The organism is Stenotrophomonas lacuserhaii (assembly GCF_014836545.1).
Classification (GTDB): Bacteria; Pseudomonadota; Gammaproteobacteria; order Xanthomonadales; family Xanthomonadaceae; genus Stenotrophomonas; species Stenotrophomonas lacuserhaii.
Window position 1 is genome coordinate 103,343 of record NZ_JACSQS010000005.1, and the last position, 21,599, is coordinate 124,941.

General features: G+C 67.6%; 14 protein-coding genes, 3 tRNA genes and 1 pseudogene. 7 read left to right on the forward strand and 11 right to left on the reverse strand.

Annotated features, from left to right (window positions below; genetic code table 11):
* Positions 1–63: 63 nt before the first annotated feature.
* The 3 genes from H9654_RS07065 to H9654_RS07075 form a co-directional block, all read right to left on the reverse strand.
* Entirely contained in the window at positions 64–3,000 is a 2,937-nt protein-coding gene (locus H9654_RS07065; RefSeq protein WP_406833459.1) for a diguanylate cyclase, read from the reverse strand.
* Positions 3,001–3,248: 248 nt separating this feature from the next.
* Complete coding sequence (locus H9654_RS07070; protein ID WP_191770090.1) at positions 3,249–4,664, reverse strand: ATP-binding protein; 1,416 nt, start codon at positions 4,662–4,664, stop codon at positions 3,249–3,251.
* Positions 4,661–5,389: a response regulator gene (locus H9654_RS07075; RefSeq protein ID WP_042614348.1), complete on the reverse strand. Its 729-nt coding sequence runs from the start codon at positions 5,387–5,389 to the stop codon at positions 4,661–4,663. The genes H9654_RS07070 and H9654_RS07075 overlap by 4 nt, the downstream gene beginning before the upstream one ends.
* Before the next feature lie 201 nt (positions 5,390–5,590).
* Between H9654_RS07075 and H9654_RS07080 the strand changes: the two genes are divergently transcribed.
* Genes H9654_RS07080 through H9654_RS07090 form a run of 3 tightly spaced genes read left to right on the forward strand, consistent with a single transcriptional unit; the run spans position 5,591 to position 10,247 of the window.
* On the forward strand, positions 5,591–6,835 hold the full coding sequence (locus H9654_RS07080; RefSeq protein ID WP_191770092.1) for an efflux RND transporter periplasmic adaptor subunit: 1,245 nt from the start codon (positions 5,591–5,593) through the stop codon (positions 6,833–6,835).
* On the forward strand, positions 6,832–8,799 hold the full coding sequence (locus H9654_RS07085; RefSeq protein ID WP_191770094.1) for a MacB family efflux pump subunit: 1,968 nt from the start codon (positions 6,832–6,834) through the stop codon (positions 8,797–8,799). The genes H9654_RS07080 and H9654_RS07085 overlap by 4 nt, the downstream gene beginning before the upstream one ends.
* Before the next feature lie 8 nt (positions 8,800–8,807).
* Positions 8,808–10,247 (forward strand): efflux transporter outer membrane subunit, encoded by a 1,440-nt coding sequence (locus H9654_RS07090; RefSeq protein ID WP_191770096.1) that lies wholly within the window; start codon positions 8,808–8,810, stop codon positions 10,245–10,247.
* 258 nt (positions 10,248–10,505) lie between these two features.
* Here H9654_RS07090 and rlmB read toward each other — a convergent pair whose 3' ends face one another.
* The 3 genes from rlmB to rnr form a co-directional block, all read right to left on the reverse strand.
* A complete protein-coding gene (rlmB, locus tag H9654_RS07095; protein WP_101099975.1) occupies positions 10,506–11,252 on the reverse strand; it encodes a 23S rRNA (guanosine(2251)-2'-O)-methyltransferase RlmB in 747 nt (248 codons plus the stop codon).
* Positions 11,253–11,315: 63 nt separating this feature from the next.
* The gene (locus H9654_RS07100) at positions 11,316–11,798 is read right to left on the reverse strand and encodes a GFA family protein (RefSeq protein WP_191770097.1); all 483 of its coding nucleotides are present in this window, start codon (positions 11,796–11,798) and stop codon (positions 11,316–11,318) included.
* A 58-nt stretch (positions 11,799–11,856) separates the two neighbouring features.
* A complete protein-coding gene (gene rnr, locus H9654_RS07105) occupies positions 11,857–14,328 on the reverse strand; it encodes a ribonuclease R (protein ID WP_191770099.1) in 2,472 nt (823 codons plus the stop codon).
* A gap of 128 nt (positions 14,329–14,456) precedes the next feature.
* On the opposite strand from rnr, the gene H9654_RS07110 reads away from it, so the two are divergent.
* Both H9654_RS07110 and H9654_RS07115 read left to right on the forward strand, forming a co-directional pair.
* Positions 14,457–14,543, forward strand: a tRNA-Leu gene (locus tag H9654_RS07110).
* 108 nt (positions 14,544–14,651) lie between these two features.
* A tRNA-Leu gene (locus H9654_RS07115) sits at positions 14,652–14,738 on the forward strand.
* A gap of 44 nt (positions 14,739–14,782) precedes the next feature.
* Here the strand turns inward: H9654_RS07115 and H9654_RS07120 are convergent.
* Positions 14,783–15,532 (reverse strand): sulfite exporter TauE/SafE family protein, encoded by a 750-nt coding sequence (locus tag H9654_RS07120; protein ID WP_191770101.1) that lies wholly within the window; start codon positions 15,530–15,532, stop codon positions 14,783–14,785.
* Positions 15,533–15,621: 89 nt separating this feature from the next.
* Between H9654_RS07120 and H9654_RS07125 the strand changes: the two genes are divergently transcribed.
* Together H9654_RS07125 and H9654_RS07130 are read left to right on the forward strand one after the other, a co-directional pair.
* Positions 15,622–16,518, forward strand: a complete 897-nt coding sequence (locus tag H9654_RS07125) for a LysR family transcriptional regulator (RefSeq protein WP_191770102.1) — start codon at positions 15,622–15,624, stop codon at positions 16,516–16,518.
* 75 nt (positions 16,519–16,593) lie between these two features.
* Positions 16,594–16,680, forward strand: a tRNA-Leu gene (locus H9654_RS07130).
* 115 nt (positions 16,681–16,795) lie between these two features.
* On the opposite strand, the gene H9654_RS07135 is transcribed toward H9654_RS07130, so the two are convergent.
* The 4 genes and pseudogenes from H9654_RS07135 to H9654_RS07150 form a co-directional block, all read right to left on the reverse strand.
* Entirely contained in the window at positions 16,796–18,379 is a 1,584-nt protein-coding gene (locus H9654_RS07135; protein ID WP_191770104.1) for a DHA2 family efflux MFS transporter permease subunit, read from the reverse strand.
* Between the two features lie 96 nt (positions 18,380–18,475).
* Positions 18,476–19,639: pseudogene (locus tag H9654_RS07140) on the reverse strand (HlyD family secretion protein); the annotation flags it as partial.
* Between the two features lie 11 nt (positions 19,640–19,650).
* Entirely contained in the window at positions 19,651–21,144 is a 1,494-nt protein-coding gene (locus H9654_RS07145) for an efflux transporter outer membrane subunit (protein ID WP_191770108.1), read from the reverse strand.
* Positions 21,141–21,584, reverse strand: coding sequence for a MarR family winged helix-turn-helix transcriptional regulator (locus H9654_RS07150; RefSeq protein WP_042615348.1), 444 nt, complete (start codon positions 21,582–21,584; stop codon positions 21,141–21,143). The genes H9654_RS07145 and H9654_RS07150 overlap by 4 nt, the downstream gene beginning before the upstream one ends.
* Between the last annotated feature and the right edge of the window lie 15 nt (positions 21,585–21,599).

Genomic DNA, 21,599 nt, shown 5'->3' on the forward strand with positions numbered 1-21,599 from the left:
GTTGGAAGCGTGACGACCACCGGTCGTCACCCACGTGGACGAGCATCGGCTGACCCGAATGGGTCAGCCGATGCTTGTGCGATCGCGGCCGTCGCTCTTGGCGCGGTAAAGCGCGCGGTCGGCGCGCTGGTACAGCAGCTTGGGCGTGCGGTCGGCCGGGTCCAGCTCCACCAGGCCGGCGCTGAAGGTGACCCGCAGGTCCGGGATCCCGGCCCAGTCCGGATGGTCGTGGAACAGCCCGTGCAGGCGAGCGCAGACCTGCGCCGCTTCCTCCAGCCGGGTGTCGTTGAGCAACAGGGCGAACTCTTCACCGCCGGTGCGCGCAGGCAGGTCCGAATCGCGGCAGGCGGAGGCCAGCACCTGCGCCACCTCGACCAGCACCGCGTCGCCCACGCTGTGCGAATGGCGGTCGTTGACGTTCTTGAAGTGATCCACGTCAAGCACCACCAAGCACAGCGGATGCCCGCTGCGCTGCGAACGGGCGAAGTCACGCGCCATCGTTTCGTCGAAGGCGCGGCGGTTCGGCAGGCCGGTCAGTGCATCTTCGCGGGCCTGGCGTTCGAACGCCTCGGACTGCAGTGCCAGCCGGTCCACCAGGTCGCTCTTCTCTGAATTCAACGCCTGTAGGTGCACGGTCTGCGCCTGCAGGTCGCGCGTGGCCTCGTCCACCATGCGCGCCAGGCGGATATTGGAGGTCTTGTAGCGGTTGATCAGGAAACGGTACAGGGCGATCAGCGCGGCCAGCAGCAGCAGCGCCGCCACCGCCTGCACGCTGTGCCGCTGCCACCAGAACGGCTCGATGGTGAACGACCACACCGCTTCACTGTCACTCCAGGCACCGCCTGGATGCGCCGCCGATACATGCAGGGTGTAATCGCCTGGCGGCAGGCCGATGAACTCCACGCTGCGTTGCTGCCCGCGCTCCACCCAGCCACTGTCCAGTCCGTCCAGCCGGGTGCGGTAGCGGATCCGTTCGGACATCAGGTAGCTCAAGCCGACAAAGCTCACCGCCAGCCGTCGCCCGCCTTCGATGCGATTGCGCTCGCTGCCTTCCCAATGGATCGGTGCGCCGTCCACCTGCACGTTCTCGATCGCCGCCGGCGGCGCCAGCCGCTCGCGGAAGCGCTGCAGCCGCAGCGGATCAACCATGCTCAAGCCACCGGCGGTCACCACCCAGTAGGTGCCGTCCTGGCGCAACAGCGCCGCCGGCCCGGAACTGCCGTTGGCCTGCGAGTTCGCCATCCCGTCGATTTCGTTGTAACGCTCCACGTCCAGGCGCGCGGCGCGGCCGTCGGCCACTTCGTTGAGCATGCCCATGTCGGTACGCAGCACGCCGCGGTTGCTGCTGATCCAGACGTTGCCCACTTTGTCCGGCACCAGCTGGAACACGGTATCCACCGGCATGCCCTGCTCCAGCCCGACGCGCGAAAGCACGCCCTGCTGGTAGCGATAGAGACCGCGGTCGCTGCTGATCCACATCGCATCGCCGATCTGCTGGAAGCCGAACACACTGCGCCCCCCGCCCAGTCCGGCCAGGTCGATGTACTGCACGGTGTCGCCGCGCAGCACGCGGATGCCTTCGATGGTGCCGATCCACAGGTTGCCGGCGGCATCGTGGGCCAGCGCGGTGATCAATGCGGTCGGCATGCCTTCCATGCGCGGCAGGCTGGCACCGTTCTCATCGATGCGTGCCACGCCCCTCTGGGTACCGGCCCACACCACGCCCTGCGCATCGATGCTGATCGCGCGGATGTTGCCGATAGGCACCCCGTCGACGCTGTCATAGGTGCGTTCGGGATGCCCGCTTTCGTCCAGCCGCATCACCCCGTCACCGAAGGTGCCTACCCATACAGCGCGGTCCCGGCCCTGTGCCAGGCTCAGCACCGATGGGGGCTTGCCGCCCCGGTTATGCAGGATGACCGGTGCGAAACGACCGTCCGCGCCGCGCCGGTCCAGGCCGCTGGCGCTGCCGACCCACAGCGTGCGCTGCGCATCTTCCAGCACCGTGCGCACGTAGTCACCGCTCAGGCCGTCGCGCTCGGTGTAGCTGGCGAACAGGGTTTCGCGCAGCCGGTACAGCCCGCCATTGGCGCCGACCCAGATGCTGCCTTCGGCATCCTCGCGCAGGCTCACCACCCGCCCGCCGGGCAGGTTCAGGCCCGCCGGCAGGCGCTCCAGTCCGTGCTGTGAAATGCGCAGCAGGCCCTGGTTCTCCGTACCCAGCCACAGATCGCCGTGGCGATCCTGCAGCATGGCGGTCAGGTGGATCTGCCCTGGCAGACGATGGACCAGGTGCGGTGTATCGTCCTGCAACCGGTACAGGCTCTCCCCGCCGACGATCCACAGCACCCCATCGGGAGCGCGGTAGGGCCACACCAGACCGCTACCCACGCCCCAGGCGGCTGGCGCGCGCTTGAGCGTGCCATCGGTATCGCGCAGCACCAGGCCGTCCAGGGTTCCGATCCAGACCCGGTCCTGCGCATCGACCACCAGCTTGGTGAAGTTGAGCGCGAACGGCAGATCCTTCGGTGGCGCCTCGTAGACCATCTTCCCGTCCGGCCCCAGATAGCCGATCCCCTTGCCTTCGAACAACAGCCACAGGCGGCCATGGCTGTCCATCTGCATCGCCTGGATCAGCACCTGTGGAGTGTGTTGCTGGCGTTGCCACACGTCCCACTGGCCATCGGTCGAACGCCGGGTGATGTTGCCGCGCGAATCGCTGATCCACAGCCCGCCCTGCCGGTCCACCAGTAGCGAGCCCACGCCGTTGTCGCGCAGGCCGGGGCGCGTGCTGCGGTCGAAGACGGTGAAATCCAGGCCGTTGTAACGCACCAGGCCTTCCCAGGTGGCGAACCACAGGTGGCCTTCGGGGGTCTGGGCGATGTCGCGCAGCGAGTTGTGCGGCAGGCCATTGCGTGAGGTCCATACATCGATGGCGTAGTCGCGCAGCGGCGGCGCGCCGCCGCCGTGCGCGGATGCCGGCAGGCAGCCCACCAGCATCAGCAGCCCCAGCAGCACGTAAAGCGCCAGGCGCCGCAAGCCGGCCACGTCTCCATCGCGCCGCCGCGCGATGGCTTGAATCCCCCGGTGCCTCATCGCAGCGCGTCAGCTCCCGGCATACGATGGCACCGACGCACGCGCACGCAAGTGCGCCGTGCGCCCTTGCGGGCAGAGGCGGGATCGATCTGGTTCATCGGGTTGACGCTGGGAAGGTATGCGCATCATAGGCAAATCCGCGCCCGCCTGTGTCAAGCCCCGCCGCGCGAGGCGGCCATCACCGGCGCGGGCCAGTAAACGACTGCATCCAGACCGCCGCCTGCGCGGTTCTCCAGGCTCACCCGGGCGCCGTCCTTGCCGGCCAGGGCGCGGGCGATGGTCAGGCCCAGTCCGGCCCCGCCGGTTTCCCGCGAACGCGAGGTTTCCAGCCGCACGAAGGGATCGAACACGCTGCGCAGCTCGTCGTCGGCCAGCCCGGGGCCCTGATCGCTGATGCGCACCCGCACGCCCTTGCCATCCCGTTCGGCCCGCACACTGGCCGACTGCCCGTACATCAGCGCGTTGTCCAGCAGGTTGCTGAAAAGGCGGCGCATGGCCAGCGGCCGCAGCATCAGCACCGCGCCACAGCCGCCATCGAAGCGGGCGTCGGCCCCAGCTTCCACGGCATCTTCCACCAGGCTTTCCAGCAGCGAATCCAGGTCCAGCGGCGCCCGCTGTTCCGCGCTTTCGGCGCTGCGCGCCAGCTCCAGCCCCTCGCGGATCAGCGCCTGCATGGCCGCCAGGTCAGCGACCAGGCGCTCGCGCAGGGCTTCGTCTTCCACGTTCTCAAGCCGCAGGCGCAAGCGCGTGACCGGCGTCTGCAGGTCATGGGTGATCGCCGCCAGCATGTGGGTGCGCTCGGCCAGGTGCCGCTGCAGTTGCTGCTGCATGGCATTGAAGGCCTCGGCGGCGCGCTGGACCTCCAGCGGCCCGGTAACCGGCATCGGCTCGCGGTGCAGGTCCTGTCCCAGCTCCTGCGCAGCGCTGGCCAACCGCTGCAGCGGCGCACTGGCCATCCGCGCGACGGCATACGCCAGCACGGCGATGGCCAGCACCAGCAGGCTGAGGAACAGCGGATCCACCGCCAGCACGCCGTTGTGCGCCACTGCAGGCGATTCCAGCGCCAGCGCCAGCGCGGTGCCATCGGACAGGGTCAACTGCACTGCGCGGCAACGCGGTGGGATGAAGGCCGGATCGCGCTCGCGCGGCGGCCGGTTGCGGTGCTTGTCCTTGTCCTGCGGCGGCGGCAGCAGGTCTTCCATGCGCGGCAGGCAGGCCCGGAAGGACGTGAAATGCACCGACGCACTGGCCACCGGACCGGGGCGCGCCGCCAGCACGTCCATCAACGCGCTGTCCGCCCTGCCCTGGCGGGCACCGGGCAGCAGCACGCGCACGCTCGGACCGCCCGCCGCCAGCAGCCGCTCGCGCAGTTCCGGATTGCCGTCCAGCAGGTTCACGTAGCCCTGCAGGCGGTCAGCGATGCGGGTCAGGTTCTGCCGTTCGAACTCCTGCTGCCGCTTGGCGCCGGCCAGCAAGGTCGCGCCGATCGCCGCCACGCCCATGCCCAGCAGCAGGATCACGAACAGCCGGCCCACCATCGAAGACAGGAAGCGGCGCAGCCGGCTCATTCCAGCGTCACCGCCGCAGCCAGCACATAGCCTTCGTTGCGCACGGTCTTGATCAGGCCATCAGGGCCACCGTCGTCGGCCAGCTTGTTGCGCAGGCGACTGACCTGCAGGTCGATCGCGCGGTCCTGGGATTCGTAGTTGCGCCCGGTACTGAGGGCGACCAGCTGTTCGCGCGAGAGCACCTTGTTGGCGTGCCCAACGAATACCCGCAGCAGGCGGAACTCAGCACCGGACAGCACCACCACGCGACCATCGGGATCGACCAGATGGCGGTGTTCAAGGTCGAAGATCCAGCGCGAGAAGCGCGCACGGCGGATCGCCAGCGGCTCCAGGTTGGCCGGCAACGCTTCGGTCCTGCGCAGCACGTTGCGGATGCGCGCCAGCAGCTCACGCGGTTCGAACGGCTTGGCCAGGTAATCGTCGGCCCCCATTTCCAGCCCCAGCACGCGATCGATGGGTTCGGCGCGTGCAGTGAGCATGATCACCGGCGTGGCCGAGCGTGCGCGCAGGTCGCGGCAGAGGGTCAGCCCATCCTCGCGAGGAAGGTTCAGGTCCAGCACGATCAGGTCGACATGCTCGCGCTCCAGTACCTGGCGCATGCCCGCGCCATCGGCGGCGGTACTGACCTGGTAGCCGGCGCGACCGAGCTGCTCGGCCAGCAGGCTGCGGATGTCGTTGTCGTCATCGACGATGAGCAGGCGGTGCATCGGGTGGGTGGTCTCCATGGCGGCATCATCCCCTGTCGGCAGCTGAACCGCACTCGGGCCAATGCGTTGCAGTGTATCCAGTGGCAGACGCGATACACGGTGAAACACGCTTGATGCCGCCATGTTACACACGGACACATCTTGAGGATTGAGCCTGCAGGCAAACGGTTCGCACAATGAACACGATGCCGCTGGACGGCCTGTCGAGTACACCCCACCGTGAATTTCCGCCTGCTGCCCAAGACCCGCCGCGGTCGCCTGTTGCTGTCCCTGCTGGTCATCGTGTTGCTCGCCGCGATTGCCTGGTGGCTGCTGCGCAAGCCGGCTGCACCGACGCTGGCCACCTCCCCGGTGACCCGCGCCGACGTAGAGCAGACGGTGGACGCCACCGGGGTCATCGACGCCTACCGGCTGGTCAGCGTCGGCGCGCAGGCTTCCGGCCAGGTGCGCTCGCTGAAGGTCCAGCTCGGCGATACGGTGAAGGAAGGCGAGCTGATCGCTGAGATCGACGCCACCACCCAGCAGAACACTGTGCTCAAGGCCGAAGCCACCCTGCAGCAGCAGCGCGCGCAGTTGGCGGTACAGCAGGCCAGCCTGCGCCAGGCCGAACTGGACTTCGCCCGCCAGCAGCAGATGCTCGCCGCCGAAGCCACGTCGCGGCAGGAATACGACGCGGCCGAAGCCGCGCTGAAGACCGCCCGCGCGCAGATCCAGGCCAACCAGGCGCAGATCAAGGGCAGCGAAACCGAAGTCGCCACCGCGCGTGCCGACCTGGCCTACACCCGCATCACCGCGCCGATGGATGGCACCGTGGTGGCGGTGGTGACCGAAGAAGGCCGGACCGTGAATGCCAACCAGACCGCACCGACCATCGTGATGCTCGCGCGGCTGGACCTGGTCACGGTGAATGCGGAGATCTCCGAAGCCGACGTGGTCAAGATCAAGCCGGGCATGCCGGTGTACTTCACCACCCTGGGCGAACCGGACCGCAGGTACCACGCCACGCTGCGCCAGGTGAATCCGGCGCCGGCATCGATCGCCAACGAGAGCGCTTCCAGCTCCAGCAGTTCGTCCAGTTCGAGTTCCAGCACGGCGGTCTACTACAACGCGCTGTTCGACGTTGAAAACCCCGATGGCACCCTGCGCATCGACATGACCGCGCAGGTTTCGGTACTGCTGAAGCAGGCCAAGGATGCGCTGACCGTGCCATCGGTCGCGTTGGGGCCGAAGACCCGTGATGGCCAGCAGGTGGTGCGCGTGGTCGGTGAAGACGGCCAGCCGCAGCCGCGCCGGGTCAAGGTGGGGATCAACAACGGCGCCAATGCCGAGATCCTGTCCGGCCTGGCCGAAGGCGAGCGCGTGGTGGTCGGCGAAGGCGGCTCGGCCAGCGCCTCGGCCTCGTCCAACCGTGCCCCCGGGATGCGCATGGGTCCGGGCATGGGCGGCGGCGGGCCACGCCGATGAGCACGCCGGCCGCTTCCGCCGTGCTGCTGCGACTGCGCGACCTGCGCCGCGAATTCCCTGCCGGCGAAGACACCATCGCTGTGCTGCGTGACGTCAACCTGGACATCCATGCCGGTGAGATGGTCGCCATCGTCGGCCAGTCCGGCTCCGGCAAGTCGACGCTGATGAACATCCTGGGATGCCTGGACCGCCCTACCCGCGGCAGTTACCAGGTGGCCGGCCGCGAGACCGGTCGCATGGATCCGGATGAACTGGCGGAACTGCGCCGCGAGCACTTCGGCTTCATCTTCCAGCGCTACCACCTGCTCGGCGACCTGGATGCGCGTGGCAACGTGGAAGTGCCGGCCATCTATGCCGGCAACCCGAGCGAACAGCGCAGCGCGCGTGCGGTGCAGCTGCTGCAACGCCTGGGACTGGGCGATCGCATGCAGCACAAGCCGGGACAGTTGTCCGGTGGACAGCAGCAGCGCGTGTCCATCGCGCGTGCGCTGATGAACGGCGGCGAGGTGATCCTGGCCGACGAACCCACCGGCGCACTGGATACGCGTTCCGGCGAAGAAGTGATGGGCATCCTGGGCGAGCTGCATGCCGAAGGCCACACCATCATCATCGTCACCCACGACATGAGCGTGGCCGAGCACGCCCAGCGCATCATCGAAATCCGCGACGGCGAGATCATCGCCGACCGCATCAACGAGAAGGCGCCGGCCTACCGTGCGCAGCGCGCGCCGAGCATCGATGCCGGCAAGGGCAACAGCTGGCGTGCGGCCCGCGACCGCTTCACCGAAGCCTTCCGCATGGCCCTGCTGGCCATGAACGCGCACCGCCTGCGCACCTTCCTGACCATGCTCGGCATCATCATCGGCATCGCCTCGGTGGTGTCGGTGGTGGCACTGGGCAATGGCTCGCAACAGCAGATCCTGCAGAACATCAGTTCGCTGGGCACCAACACCATCGATGTCTATCCAGGACGTGGCTTCGGTGACATGCGTTCGGGGCGGGTGCAGACGCTCAAGGCCAGCGACGCCGATGCGCTGGCCGGGCAGAGCTACGTGGACAGCGCCACGCCCAGCGTCTCCACCTCGGTGACCGCACGTTACCGCAACCTGTCGGCCACCGCGTCGGTGAGCGGCGTGGGCGAGCAGTTCTTCCGGGTGAAAGGGGTGAGCCTGGTCAGTGGCAGCTTCTTCGATACCGACGCGGTGAAGTCACTGGCGCAGGTCGCGGTGATCGATGAAAACACCAGGACCCAGTTCTTCCCGGACAGCGACCCGATCGGCCAGGTGATCCTGCTCGGCAACGTACCGGCGCGCGTGGTCGGCGTGGCGAAGCGGCAGAGTTTCGGCTTTGGCGGCAGCACCAGCCTGAGTGTCTGGGTGCCGCACACCACGGCGATGTCGCGCATGCTGGGACAGAATTATGTGTCCAGCATCACCGTGCGGGTGAAGGACGATACGCCGATGGACGCCGCCCAGGCGGCGATCACCAACGTGCTGACGATGCGCCACGGCACCGAAGATTTCTTCCTGAGCAACAGCGCGGAGATCCGCGAGACCATCGAGCAGACCACCCGCACGATGACCCTGCTGATCGGGGCGATCGCCGCCATAGCGCTGCTGGTCGGCGGCATCGGAGTGATGAACATCATGCTGGTGTCGGTGACCGAGCGCACCCGCGAGATCGGCGTGCGCATGGCCGTGGGGGCGCGCCAGAGTGACATCCGACAGCAGTTCCTGATCGAAGCGGTGCTGGTCTGCCTGCTGGGCGGGCTGATCGGCGTCAGCCTCGCGCTGGCGCTGGGCTGGGCGTTCGGCCGGTTCTCCAACGATTTCCAGATGGTGTTCTCCACCGGGTCCATCATTGCTGCCTTTGCCTGTTCCACCCTGATCGGCGTGGCCTTCGGCTTCCTGCCCGCGCGCAGTGCCGCGCAGCTGGATCCGGTCGACGCGCTGGCCCGCGAATGAGGATCCCCATGACCCGTTCCTGCTCGATGCCTTCGCGCCTGCTGCTGGCCGGTTCGCTGCTCGCCGCGCTGGCCGGCTGCGCCACAGCGGGCCGCTACCCGGTGCAGGACGCCGCGGTTCCCGCCCGCTATGGCACCCACAGCGCCGGCCTCGGCACGGCCGATGCAGCACCGCTGAGCGGACTGGACCAGCCCCGCCCGGATGTACGCGCCGATGCCTGGTGGACCGGCTTCGGTGATGCCGGGCTGGACCGCCTGGTCAGCCGCGTACTGGACGCCAACAACGACCTCGCCGTGGCCGGGCTGAACGTGCAACGGGCCCGCCTCCAGGCTGGCCTCGCGCGCAATGCGCTGTGGCCGGACCCGTCCCTGTCCGGCATCAGCACCAGCACGGCGCGGCCGATCGACCGCAGTGCGGACTGGCAGCGTACGGGCGACTACAGCACCGGCGTTTCGCTGCAGTGGGAAGTGGACCTGTGGGGCAGACTGCGCGCCCAGCGTGACATCGCGGCGTGGTCGGCGCAGGCCAGCGAGGAAGACCGGCAGAACACCGCGCTGATCGCCATCGGCGATGCGGTCAACTACTACTGGAACCTGGCCTATCTCAACCAGTCCATCGCCGCGGGCGCGGAGGACCTCGCGCGCCTGCAGCGCACCCTGGAACTGGTGCAGGCGCGGCTGGATGCCGGCGCGGCATCGGGCATGGAAGTGCGCCAGGCCCGGCAAAGCCTTGAAGCCCAACGTGCGGGGCAATCCGCGCTGGAACAGCAGCGGGTGGAGGCACGCAACGCGCTGACCGTGCTGCTGGATGGCCAGCCGTGGCCGCAGGCGGAGGAGCCGCAGAGCCTGGCCGGTGCCAGCAGCCCGTCGCTGCAGGCCGGCCTGCCAGCCGAGCTGCTGGCGCGCCGGCCGGACCTGCGTGCGGCCGAACTGCGCCTGCGCAACAGCCTCAAGCAGATCCACGTGACGGCCACCAGCTACTACCCGACGCTGAGCCTGAACGGCGGCATCGGCACCAGCGGTCCGAACCTGGGCGATGTGCTGCGCAATCCGGTGGCTACGCTGGGCGCCGGACTTGCCCTTCCGTTCCTCAACCTGCAGCGTGCGCAGCTGGACACGGATGTGGCCGGCACGGACTACCAGATCGCCGCCACCACGTTCCGCAAGACGCTGTATACCGCGCTTTCCGAAGTGGACAACGCGCTGTCCGCACGTGACCAGCTGGCCATCCAGGTGGCCGCATCGCAAGCCTCGTTCAACGAGGCGGTGGCGGTGGAGCGTGCCGAAGAAGTGCGGTACCGGGTCGGTGCGACCGACCTGCGCGATTGGCTGCTGGCGCAGCAGACCCGGCGCCAGGCCGAGCTGTCACTGGCGCGCGTGCGGCAGAGCCAGCTGGCCAATGACGTCACGCTGTTCAAAGCACTGGGAGGCAGCGCAGCCGGGCAGTGACGGCCGCTGGCCGTCCTCCTGACGCCGGTAGTGACGGCCGCTGGCCGTCAGGCTTTCCGCCTTGGTGGGTGACGACCCGCCCTGGTGGGTGACGACCGTTGGTCGTCACGCTGTTGCTGCGTTACCGCTGCGCTCGCCGAGCATGGCTATGCCGGTCGTCCTGACCGACACCCTCCGGGCCGTCGCAAGCGACGTTGGCAGCGGCTCCAGGCCCGGCCCCCCCCCCCCCCCCCCCCCCCCCGCTACCGGTACGGTGGCTCAGCCGCGCTGGCGTACCACTTCGAACAGGCTCACGCCGGTGGCGACCGACACGTTCAGGCTTTCGATCTCGCCCGGCATCGGGATCTTGACCAGCCCGTCGCAGTTCTCGCGGGTCAGCCGGCGCAGGCCGTCCGCCTCGCCGCCCAGCACCAGCGCGATGTTGCCCTTCAGGTCCAGGTCGTACAGCGAGGCGGTCGCTTCACCGGCCAGCCCGTAGATCCACACACCCTGCTTCTGCAGGTCCTTCAGGCAGCGCGACAGGTTGGTCACCGCGACCACCGGGATACGGTCGGCCGCGCCGGCCGAGGTCTTGCGCACGGTGGCGTTCACCGTCGCCGACTTGTCCTTCGGAATGATCACCGCAGTGGCACCGGCCGCCGCCGCACTGCGCAGGCAGGCACCGAGGTTGTGCGGATCCTGCACTTCATCCAGCACCAGCAGCAGCGCCTTGCCCTCGGCAGCTTCCACCAGCGCTTCCAGCTCGTTTTCGTTGTAGGTGCGCGCAGCGGCATAGCGTGCGGCAACGCCCTGGTGACGCACCGACCCACCGACACCGTCCAGCGCCTGGCTGTTCACCTTGCGCACATCGATGCCCTTGCGGCGGGCATTCTCTTCGATCTCGACCAGCCGCGGGTTCTTCGCGCCTGCTTCGACCAGCACCTCGCGGACGTTCTCGGCATCGTTTTCGATGGAGGAAGCGACGGCGTTGACGCCGACAATCCACTGGCTGCTCTTGCTGCTCATGCTCGGCGTGACCGGTAAGGGGGGTGGGTATGGTAGAGCATCGGCCGCGCCGGCGCAGGCACCTCAGCGACTCTGCGGGGGCCAGTGCGGGGTGTCGTGGTCCGGATGCTGGTGGGAGACCAGCCGGGCCAGGAATTCCAGCGACTCCACGTCCTGCTCGGTACGCGAGGACGGCAACGCGCCCAGCGCATCGATGAACGGCAGCCGCGCTTCCATGCCGTACTGGCGCACCGGCGGCAGCCGCGCAGGCTGGTCGAAGGCCCCGGCGGCGATGGCCATTCCGTCCGGCGCGTCGTAGGTGAGCGGGGTTCCGCACTGGTTGCAGAAGCCGCGCCGCACCAGGTTGGACGACTGGAAGTGGCTGGGCTGGCCGCGGGTCCAGCTGAACTGCGCGCCGCGCACTGAAACCAACGGCGCGTAGTACGCACCGACGGCTTTCTGGCACATCCGGCAGTGGCATATCGAGCTGTCCTTCAGCTCACCGCGGACTTCGAAGCGGACGGCACCGCACTGGCAGCCGCCGCTGTGTTCGGGTTGGCCCTGCATGGTGTTCGCCTCCCTCTGCAGCGGACGCCGGGCAGGACCCGGCGCTACCCGCGTCTTCTCAGTACTTCTTCTTGGTTCGCTTGGCCGGCTTGCCGTGCTCGGGCAACGGTGCCGCGCGCGGCGCTTCTTCTTCCTCGCCCTTGTGCTCGACCAGGCGGAAGTCGATCTTGCGCTCTTCCATGCTGGCCTTGAGCACCAGTACGCGGACGCTGTCGCCCAAGCGGTAACTCGTGCCACGACGCTCGCCACCGAGCGTCTTACGCACCGCATCGAACTTGTAATAGTCATGCGGCAGCTGGGTGACATGCACCAGGCCCTGCACCTTGGAATCGGTCAATTCAACGAACAGACCGAAGCTGGTGACGCCACTGATCACGCCGTCGAACTGGCCGCCGACATGCTTTTCCATCCAGGCAGCGCGGTAGCGCTCATCCACCTCGCGCTCGGCCTCGTCCGCACGGCGCTCGCGCTCGGAACACTGCAGTGCCAGCGCGGCCATCTCGCGCGCGGTGTAGAGGTACTTGTCCGCGCGTGCGCCGGTGAGTGCGTGCTTGATTGCACGGTGCACCAGCAGATCGGGGTAGCGACGGATCGGCGAGGTGAAGTGCGCGTACGCCTCCAGGGCCAGCCCGAAGTGGCCATTGTTGTCGGGGTGGTACACCGCCATGCTCTGGCTGCGCAGCAACACCGACTCCAGCAGCGCCGCATCGGGGCGATCACGGATCTTCTTCAGCAGCTTGGTGTAGTCGCCCGGCACCACCTTCGACCACGGCGGCAGGCTCAGCTTGAATTCCTTCAGGAACTCCAGCAGGTCGGCGAACTTGGTCTCCGGCGGCTTGTCATGCACGCGGTAAGGCGCCGGTACGCCGTTGGCCAGCAGGTAGCGCGCGGCCTCCACGTTGGCGGCGATCATGCATTCTTCGATCAGCTTGTGCGCATCGTTGCGCATCAGCATGCCGGCCTGGGTGACCTCGCCGGTATTGTCCAGCACGAAGCGCACTTCGCTGGATTCGAACTCGATCGCACCGCGCTTGCTGCGCGCTTTGGCCAACACGTGGTACAGCTGGTACAGGCGTTCCACCTGCGGCAGCAGCGGTCCGATCACCGCCTTGGCGCCGGCATCGTCCTCGCCCACCGCCTGCCACACCTGGGTGTAGGTCAGGCGCGCGTGCGAGTTCATCACCGCTTCGTAGAATTTCGAGCTGCTGACCTGGCCGTCGCGGTCCACCTGCATGTCGCAGACAAAGCACATGCGGTCGACCTTGGGCATCAGCGAGCAGATGCCGTTGGACAGCGTCTCCGGCAGCATCGGCACCACGAAGCCCGGGAAATACACCGAGGTGGCGCGCTTCTGCGCTTCATCATCCAGCGGGGTGCCGGGACGCACGTAGTTGGAGACATCGGCGATGGCCACCACCAGCCGGAAGCCGTTGGCATTGGGTTCGCAGTAGACCGCGTCGTCGAAGTCCTTGGCATCCTCGCCATCGATGGTGACCAGCGGGGTGCTGCGCAGGTCCACGCGGTTGCCGATCATCGCCGGTTCGACCACCAGCGGTACCGAGGCGGCTTCATCGAGCACTTCCTGCGGGAATTCGAACGGCAGTTCGTGGCCGTGGATGGCCGTTTCCACCACCAGTGAAGCGGTCAGCTTGTCGCCGAGCACGGCGATGATGCGGCCGATCGGCGGACGGCGGCTGTCCGGGGCCTGGGTCAGTTCGCACACCACCAACTGTCCATCGCGCGCGCCACCGGTGTGGTCCGGCGGTACCTGCACATTGCGCTGGATGCGCTTGTCATCGGGCACCACGTAATTGATGCCCATCTCCACGCTGAAGCGGCCGATCAGCCGGGTCATGCCGCGCTCAAGCACGCGGGCGATGCTGCCCTCGCGGCGACCGCGGTGGTCGATGCCGGTCACGTTGGCCAGCACCTTGTCACCGTGCATGACCTTGCGCATTTCATAGGGTGGCAGGAACAGGTCATCACCGCCTTCCACCGGGCGCAGGAAGCCGAAGCCTTCCGGATTGGCGATCACCACGCCGGTCACCAGGTTCAGCGCCTGGATCGGGGCGAAGCCACCGCGGCGGTTCTGCACCAGCTGGCCATCGCGGACCATCGCGCCCAACCGGCGCGACAGCGCTTCAGCGCGATCCGGTGCGGTCAGGCCCAGGCGGGCACCGACTTCCTCGGCGGTCTGCGGCCCTTCGCAGCGTTCAAGCAAAGCCAGGATGGCCTCGCGGCTGGCAATGGGCTGCTCGTATTTTTCCGCCTCGCGGGCGGCATGCGGATCATCCACCGGTGCGCCCAGCGGCGGCAACGGACGGCGACCGCGCGGGCCGGACGGGGGCGGCCCGCGGCGGCCTGCGCCACGCGGGGCAGCAGCCGCACCGGCGCCTCCACCGGTCAGGGTTTCCGGCATCCACGGCGGCAGGCTCTTCTTCTTCGGGCCCTTCGGCGATCCGGCGGGGGCGCCCTGGGGCGGCGATGTGCGGGAGCTCTTCCCGCCCTTGCTTGGTTTTTTGGTGTTCATCGCCCTCCATGGTAGCCGGTGCGGGCGTGCAGAACGGGTCATGGCCCGGTGTAAATGAATGGCGGCCCTTTTTTCAGGAAAACCGTTGACAAGCGCCTCTCTCGTGTTCAAAATCGCCCGCTCTGCAAGCCCAGATGGCGGAATTGGTAGACGCACTAGCTTCAGGTGCTAGCGGGGGCAACTTCGTGGAGGTTCGAGTCCTCTTCTGGGCACCAAAACAAACAACCCTCGCGCAAGCGGGGGTTTTTTGTTGGGCGCGATGAAACGCCTGAAAAACAGGGTTGACAGCCTCTTCACGCCTCTGCATAATTCGCTCCCTCGATGCCCAGGTGGCGGAATTGGTAGACGCACTAGCTTCAGGTGCTAGCGGGGGCAACTTCGTGGAGGTTCGAGTCCTCTCCTGGGCACCATCGATGAAAAAAACCCCGCTGATGCGGGGTTTTTTTTTGCCTTCTCATCCGATCCACGGACGCACCACCAGCTCGATTCCCAGCAGCAGCAGGAAACCGAGAAAGCACAGCCGGAACGCGCGCGCGCTGATCCGCCCGCGGATCTTCTGCCCCAGCCACATTCCCGCCAGCGCCGGCACGATCGCCAGTGCGCTCAGCCCCAGCTGCTGCACACCGAACGCCCCGTGCACCAGCAGCCCGGTGGTCAGTGAGATCGTGGATACGGTGAACGCCAGGCCCAGCGCCTGCACCAGCTCATCGCGATCCAGCCCGAGCGATTGCAGGTACGGCACGGCCGGCATCACGAACACCCCGGTGGCGCCGGTGACCAGGCCGGATATCGCACCGACCAGCGGCGACAGCCAGCGCTCCTTTCGCGGCGGCACGCGGAAGGCCGGCGCGAGCGCCGAGTACAGGGCATACACGATCAGCGCCACGCCCAGTGCCAGGCCGGACCAGCGCGCCTGCACCCGCACCAGCAGCGCTGCGCCGGCCACGGTGGCCACCACCACGCCCAGCATCATCGGCCACAGCCGGCGCACGATGCGCCCGATCGACGGCCCGGCCAGGATCTGCCACGCGTTGGTGACCAGCGTCGGCACGAACAGCATCGAGGCGGCGGCCACCGGTGAAAGCGCGCTGCCCAGCAGGCCCATCGCAACCGTCGGCAGGCCCATCCCGGTCACGCCCTTGACCACGCCGGCCAACACGAACACCACCACCAACAGGAAATAGAAGTAGAGCGAATCATTCATTCCCTCATTAGGACCTGCCACCCGCCTGCGGCACAATGCGGCCTGGATGAGCGAGCCTTCGGCTGGGCCGAAGGCAGGGAGCAGCGGATATGCGAATGGACCTGGCCGACCTGCGCCTGTTCCTGATGGTGGTTGAAGCCGGCAGCATCACGGCAGGCGCCGAACGCGCGCACCTTGCACTGGCCTCGACCAGCGAACGGCTGCGCACGATGGAGGCCGAAGCGGGCATCGCCCTGCTGACCCGCCACCCGCGCGGGGTCACCACCACCGAGGCCGGTGAAGCCCTCGCCCACCATGCACGGCTGATGCTGCGCCAGCAGTCGCTGCTGCGCGAAGAACTGCAGGAGTTCGCCAGCGGTGCGCGTGGCACCCTGCATCTGTATGCCAACACCGGCGCACTCACCACCTTCCTGCCGGGCCGGCTGGCGCCCTGGATGGCTGCGCGACCGCGCCTGCACGTGGACCTGAAGGAACGCACCAGCAAGGAGATCGTGCGCGCGGTACGCGGCGGACAGGCCGAGGCCGGTATCACCTCCGATGCGGTGGACAGCGCCCCGCTGCAGCTGCAGCCGGTGGCCGATGATCCGCTGCTGCTGATCGTGCCGCCCAACCACCGCCTCGCGCACCGCACCGCGATCGGCTTCGCCGAGGTACTGGGCGATACCTTCGTCGCCCTCGCCGATGGCAACGCGCTGCAGGAACACATCGAAGACAACGCGCGTACGCTCGGCCGCAGCCTTTCACCGCGCATCCGCATGAAGACCTTCGAAGGCGTGTGCGAGATGGTCGGCCACGGTATCGGCATCGGCATCGTGCCGCGCTCGATCTGCCGGCAGCATCGGCGACGTTACGGCTTCCACGCCATCGCGCTGGAAGATGCCTGGGCGCGCCGCCAGCTGAGCCTGTGCTTCGTCCGCTGGAACGGCCTTTCACGCTCGATGCAGAGCCTGCTGCTGCACCTCGGCGGGCATGCCGTAGAGGACTGACGAGGCGGCGTCATCGGAATGCAGAAATAGTGTTGACACGAATTAATTCGTTCCCCATAATTCTCCTCCTGAGTCGCCCAGGTGGCGGAATTGGTAGACGCACTAGCTTCAGGTGCTAGCGGGGGCAACTTCGTGGAGGTTCGAGTCCTCTCCTGGGCACCACGACTCGGAAAATGATCAAACCCGCGCAAGCGGGTTTTTTCATGCCTGGCGTTCGGCTTTGATGGCGCCGTGCAAAAGAAAACGCCGAGCAATGCTCGGCGTTCTCGATTGCGGATCAGTGCCCCCCGGCGGCCGCCGCACTTCCCGCGCCTGCGCCGAACGGCGGCTTGGCCAACCACAGGAACGCGATGATGGCCAGGAAAATCCAGCCCAGCAGGAAGAAGATGTCGTTGAATCCCATCTGCGATGCCTGATGGTTGATCATCGTATTGAGCGCCGCCGCGCCATGTTGCAGGTCGCCCTGCCCCATCGCGGTCACCTGCTCCTGGATGCCCGGCTGGTACACCGATATGTGCTCGGTGATGTCGGCATGGTGCACCTGGGTGCGCCGTGACCACAGCCAGGTGGTCAACGAAGCCGCGAAGCTGCCGCCCAGCGTGCGCAGGAACGTGGCCAGGCCGGAGCCGGCGGCGATCTCGCGCCCGTCCAGGTCGGACAACAGGATCTGCAGCACCGGCATGAAGAACAGCGCCACGCCCACGCCCATCAGCAACTGCACGCCGGCGACGTGCTGGAAGTCCACCTGCAGGTTGAACCCGGAACGCAGGAAGCTGGTGAAGGAAAGGAACACGAACGCCACCGAAGCCAGCATGCGCATGTCGAAGCGCGATGCGTACTTGCCCACGAAGGGGGTCATGATCACCGGCAGGATGCCGATCGGCGCGGTGGCCAGGCCGGCCCAGATCGCGGTGTAGCCCATGTCACGCTGCAGCCATTGCGGGATCAGCAGCGACACGCTGAAGAACGCCGCGTAGGCCACCACCATCGCCATCGTGCCTGCACGGAAGTTGCGATGGCGGAACAGCCGCAGATCGACGATGGGGTCCTTGTCGGTCAGTTCCCAGATCAGGAACACCGCCAGCGCGACCACCGAAACGCAGGACAGCGCGACGATCATCGGCGAACTGAACCAGTCTTCGTCGTTGCCCAGATCGAGCACCAACTGCAGCGCGCCGACGCCGATCACCAGGGTGACCAGGCCGACGTAATCCATCTTCGGCTTTTCGATCTGCTCCGGGCGGCCCTTCATCTGGTTGCCCACTACCAGCGCGGCGAAGATGCCCAGCGGCACGTTGATCAGGAAGATCCACTCCCAACTGTAGTTGTCGGTGATCCACCCCCCCAGGATCGGCCCGCAGATAGGCGCCACCACGGTGATCATCGCCAGCAGCGCCAGCGCCTGTCCGCGCTTCTCACGCGGGTAGATCGACACCAGCAGCGACTGGGTGATGGGATACATCGGGCCGGCGACGAAGCCCTGCAACGCGCGTGACACCACCAGCATGCCCATGCTCTGGGCCAGGCCGCACAGCAGCGAGGCGATGGTGAAGGCCAACGTGGCCCAGACGAACAGCTTGGTCTCGCCGACCCGGCGGCTGAGCCAGCCGGTCAGCGGCAGCGCGATGGCGGTGCTGACCGCGAACGAGGTGATCACCCAGGTGGCCTGCTGCGAACTGGCCCCCAGGTTGCCAGCGATGGTCGGCAGGGACACGTTGGCGATGGTGGTGTCCAGCACCTGCATGAACGAGGCCATCGCCAAGCCGGCGGTGCACAGGGCGATGTTGGGCGGCAGGAAACCGGTCGCCGGGGCGGCCGGCGGGCCCGGCGTACCGGGCACGGCAGGGACTTGGGAAGACATGGAAACTCAGCCTGCCTTGGAGGCGTGGGGCGGCGTGGTCGGCTGCTGGCCCACCGCGGCGGTCGCCTTCGTGCCGGCCGCTGCGGCCGCGTCGGCGCGCTGCGGCAGGTTGCCCTGGATGATGCTGTGGATCGCCTCGTCGGCATCGTGCATCTGCTTGGAATACACATCGGTGTCGAACACCGAACCGGTAGCGACCTGGCTGGGCAGCACTTCGCCCTTCTGGTCACGCAGGCTCACCTCGGCCTTCATCGACAGGCCGATGCGCAGCGGGTGTTCGGCCAGTTGCTTGGCATCGATGGCGATGCGCACCGGCACGCGCTGGACGATCTTGATCCAGTTGCCGCTGGCATTCTGCGCCGGCAGCAGCGAGAACGCTGAGCCGGTGCCCATGCCCAGGCTGGTCAGGTGGCCGGTATAGCGCACGTCGCCGCCGTACAGGTCCGAACGCAGCTCCACTTCCTGGCCCAGGCGCATGTGCCGCAACTGGGTTTCCTTGAAGTTGGCTTCCACCCACATCTGCTCGGTCGGCACCACCGCCATCAGCGCATTGCCCGGCTGCACGCGCTGGCCCACCTGCACCGAACGACGCGCAACGTAGCCGCTGACCGGCGAAACGATGCCGGCACGCGCATTGTTGAGCCACGCCTGGCGCAGCTGCGCCGCGGCTGCCTGCACGTCCGGCTGGGTGGCGATCACGGTGTCATCCACCAATGCCCGGCTGCGCTCGAAGGTCTCGCGCGAACCGGCCACGGCTGCTTCGGCAGCGGCCAGTTCATCGCGCGCATGCGCCAGCTCTTCATTGGAAATGGCGCCGGTGGCCGCCAGGTCCTTGCGGCGTGCGAAGTCATCACGGGCGCGCTTCAGGGTGACCTGGCGGGCATTGAGTTCGGCCTGCGCTCCTTCCACGCTGCGGTACAGACCGCGTACCTGGCGCACGGTACCGGCCAGCTTGGCTTCGGCCTGCTGCAGGGCGACTTCGGTATCGGACCGATCCAGCTGCACCAGCACCTGGCCACGCTCCACGCGCATGCCGTCATCGGCGGCGATGCCAACCACCGTGCCGGTGATCATCGAGGTGATCTGCACCTGGTTGCCACCGACATAGGCATCGTCGGTTTCTTCGAACCAACGGCCGAACATGAAGTACCACAGCGCGGCCGCAGCGATCAGCAGCAGCACGATGACAAGCAGTCCGCGCAGCAGCTTGCCGCGGCGGCTGGGAGCGGCGGGGGCCGCGGAATTGGGAGTCTGGCTCATGGGAGGCTTCTTCAGGAATGCGAGGAATCGGAAAGGGAGGCGGCGCGGCGGCTGTCATCGGCGGAGGGCTCGAAGCCCCCGCCCAGCGCCTGGCTGAGGCGCACCGAGGACAGCACCTGTTGCGACTGCAGCCCGGCCAACCGCTGCTGTGCCTGCAACAAGGTGGACTGCGCGGTCAGCACGTCGAGATAGCCGCCGATGCCGGCGCGGTAGCGTTGTTCGGCCAGGCCATGCGCGGCGCGGGCGGTATCCACCGCCTGCTGCTGCGACTGCGCCTGCTGTTGCAGCGAGCGCACCGCGTTGACCTGGTCGGCCACCTCGTGCAGCGCGTCCACCAGCCGCTGGTTGTAGGTGGCCACCGCCAGATCGTAGTCGGCGTCCTTGCTGTCCAGTCCCGCGCGGAGGCGGCCGCCATCGAAGATCGGCAGGCTCAACGCAGGGCCGATGTAGGCGAAGGTGGAGCTGCTCTGCAACAGGTCGCCAACGTTCGGGGCGACCACCCCGGCCAGCGCGGTGAGGTTGAGGCTGGGATAGAACTTTGCCTTGGCTGCATCGATCTGCTTGCCGGCCGCTTCCACCCGCCAGCGCGCCGCCACGATGTCCGGACGACGGCCCAGCAGCGCGCTGGGCAGCACGCCCGGCAGCTGCAGCGCTATTGGATCAAGCGCATGGGGGCGTTCGATCCGCAGGCCACGATCCGGCCCCTGCCCGACCAGCGCAGCCAAAGCGGTACGGCCTTCGTCGATCTGCTGCTGGGCGGCCTGCAACTGCTGCTGCGCCGCCGGCACGCGGGATTCCGCCTGGCGCACCTGCAGGTCGCTGTCGATGCCGGCCGCGCGACGCTGGCGGGTCAACTGCAGCGCCTTCTGCGAGCGCGCCAGTTCTTCGGCCGCCACGTCGTGCAGTTGCCACGCGTAGGCCAGCCCGGCATACGCCTGGGTGATGTTGGCCGAAAGGTTCAGTCGAGCGGCCTGCGCATCGATGGCGGCCGCGTGGGCGCTGTCCACCGCCGCTTCCCAGGTCGCGCGCTTGCCGCCCCACAGGTCCACGCCGTAGCTGAAATTGAATGCGACCTGCCCGCTGCCGGCGTAATGGCCACCGGTCTCCTCGCCGAGCATCGACTCGGGCAGGCGCAGGCCGGTGTAACCACCGGAAACAGACAGGTTCGGCAACTGGTCGGCACGTGCACCGCCCACCTGCGAACGGGCCTGGCGCAGGCGTGCGTCAGCCGCTTCCAGGCTGGGGTGGCTGGCCAGCCCTTCGCTGATCAGGGCATCCAGCTGCGGGTCGCCCAGCGCGGTCCACCAGTCGCGCGCAGGGAAACCGGCCGCACCCAGCGAGGCATCGGCCAGCGTGCGCTCGCTGTGCAGGGAATCGACATCGCGCAGGGTGCCTTGCGGCTGCAGGCCGCGGCTGCTGGCGCACGCTGCCAGCGCCAGCGCAAGGCCAGCAAGCAGCAACGGCCGGCCGTGCCGCCATTTGGAAGAGAGAGTGATGGGAGTCATGGAGTCGCCAGGGAGTCGCGGATTCGGGTCAACAGGGAGAGCAGCTGCGCGCGTTCGTCGGCGCTGAGCTCACGGGAGGCGTAATCGATCACGTCTTCGCCACGTTTCTGCAGCCGCAGCCACAGCGCGCGGCCTTCTTCGGTCAGTACGATCTGCAGCGCGCGCCGGTCCTGCGCGTGCGCTTCACGGCGAACACAGCCCAGCGCCTCAAGCTTGTCCAGCAGGCGGGTCACCGCGCTGGGCACCTGGTCGATGGCCTTGGCCAGTTCGTTGGCGGTGCACGGCGCCATCCGCGCAAGCACTTTCAGGCCGATGTAGTGGGTGAAGTTGAGGCCAAGGTCTTCTTCGGCCATCGAGGCATCAAGCTGCCGGACCAGGCCGTCGCGCACCTGGCGCAACAACAGCCCGAAGCTGGGGGGAGAGTCGGAAGGACAGATCATGGCGTTGCATTCTCT

Excerpts from the sequence above, each read along its gene's own strand:
- H9654_RS07090 (WP_191770096.1), top strand. The coding sequence starts at position 8,808 with ATGACCCGTTCCTGCTCGATGCCTTCGCGCCTGCTGCTGGCCGGTTCG.
- H9654_RS07120 (WP_191770101.1), bottom strand. The coding sequence starts at position 15,532 with ATGAATGATTCGCTCTACTTCTATTTCCTGTTGGTGGTGGTGTTCGTG.
- H9654_RS07125 (WP_191770102.1), top strand. The coding sequence starts at position 15,622 with ATGCGAATGGACCTGGCCGACCTGCGCCTGTTCCTGATGGTGGTTGAA.
- H9654_RS07100 (WP_191770097.1), bottom strand. The coding sequence starts at position 11,798 with ATGCAGGGCCAACCCGAACACAGCGGCGGCTGCCAGTGCGGTGCCGTC.
- H9654_RS07135 (WP_191770104.1), bottom strand. The coding sequence starts at position 18,379 with ATGTCTTCCCAAGTCCCTGCCGTGCCCGGTACGCCGGGCCCGCCGGCC.
- rlmB (WP_101099975.1), bottom strand. The coding sequence starts at position 11,252 with ATGAGCAGCAAGAGCAGCCAGTGGATTGTCGGCGTCAACGCCGTCGCT.
- H9654_RS07070 (WP_191770090.1), bottom strand. The coding sequence starts at position 4,664 with ATGAGCCGGCTGCGCCGCTTCCTGTCTTCGATGGTGGGCCGGCTGTTC.
- H9654_RS07150 (WP_042615348.1), bottom strand. The coding sequence starts at position 21,584 with ATGATCTGTCCTTCCGACTCTCCCCCCAGCTTCGGGCTGTTGTTGCGC.
- H9654_RS07075 (WP_042614348.1), bottom strand. The coding sequence starts at position 5,389 with ATGGAGACCACCCACCCGATGCACCGCCTGCTCATCGTCGATGACGAC.
- H9654_RS07065 (WP_406833459.1), bottom strand. The coding sequence starts at position 3,000 with ATGCTGGTGGGCTGCCTGCCGGCATCCGCGCACGGCGGCGGCGCGCCG.
- rnr (WP_191770099.1), bottom strand. The coding sequence starts at position 14,328 with ATGAACACCAAAAAACCAAGCAAGGGCGGGAAGAGCTCCCGCACATCG.
- H9654_RS07145 (WP_191770108.1), bottom strand. The coding sequence starts at position 21,144 with ATGACTCCCATCACTCTCTCTTCCAAATGGCGGCACGGCCGGCCGTTG.
- H9654_RS07085 (WP_191770094.1), top strand. The coding sequence starts at position 6,832 with ATGAGCACGCCGGCCGCTTCCGCCGTGCTGCTGCGACTGCGCGACCTG.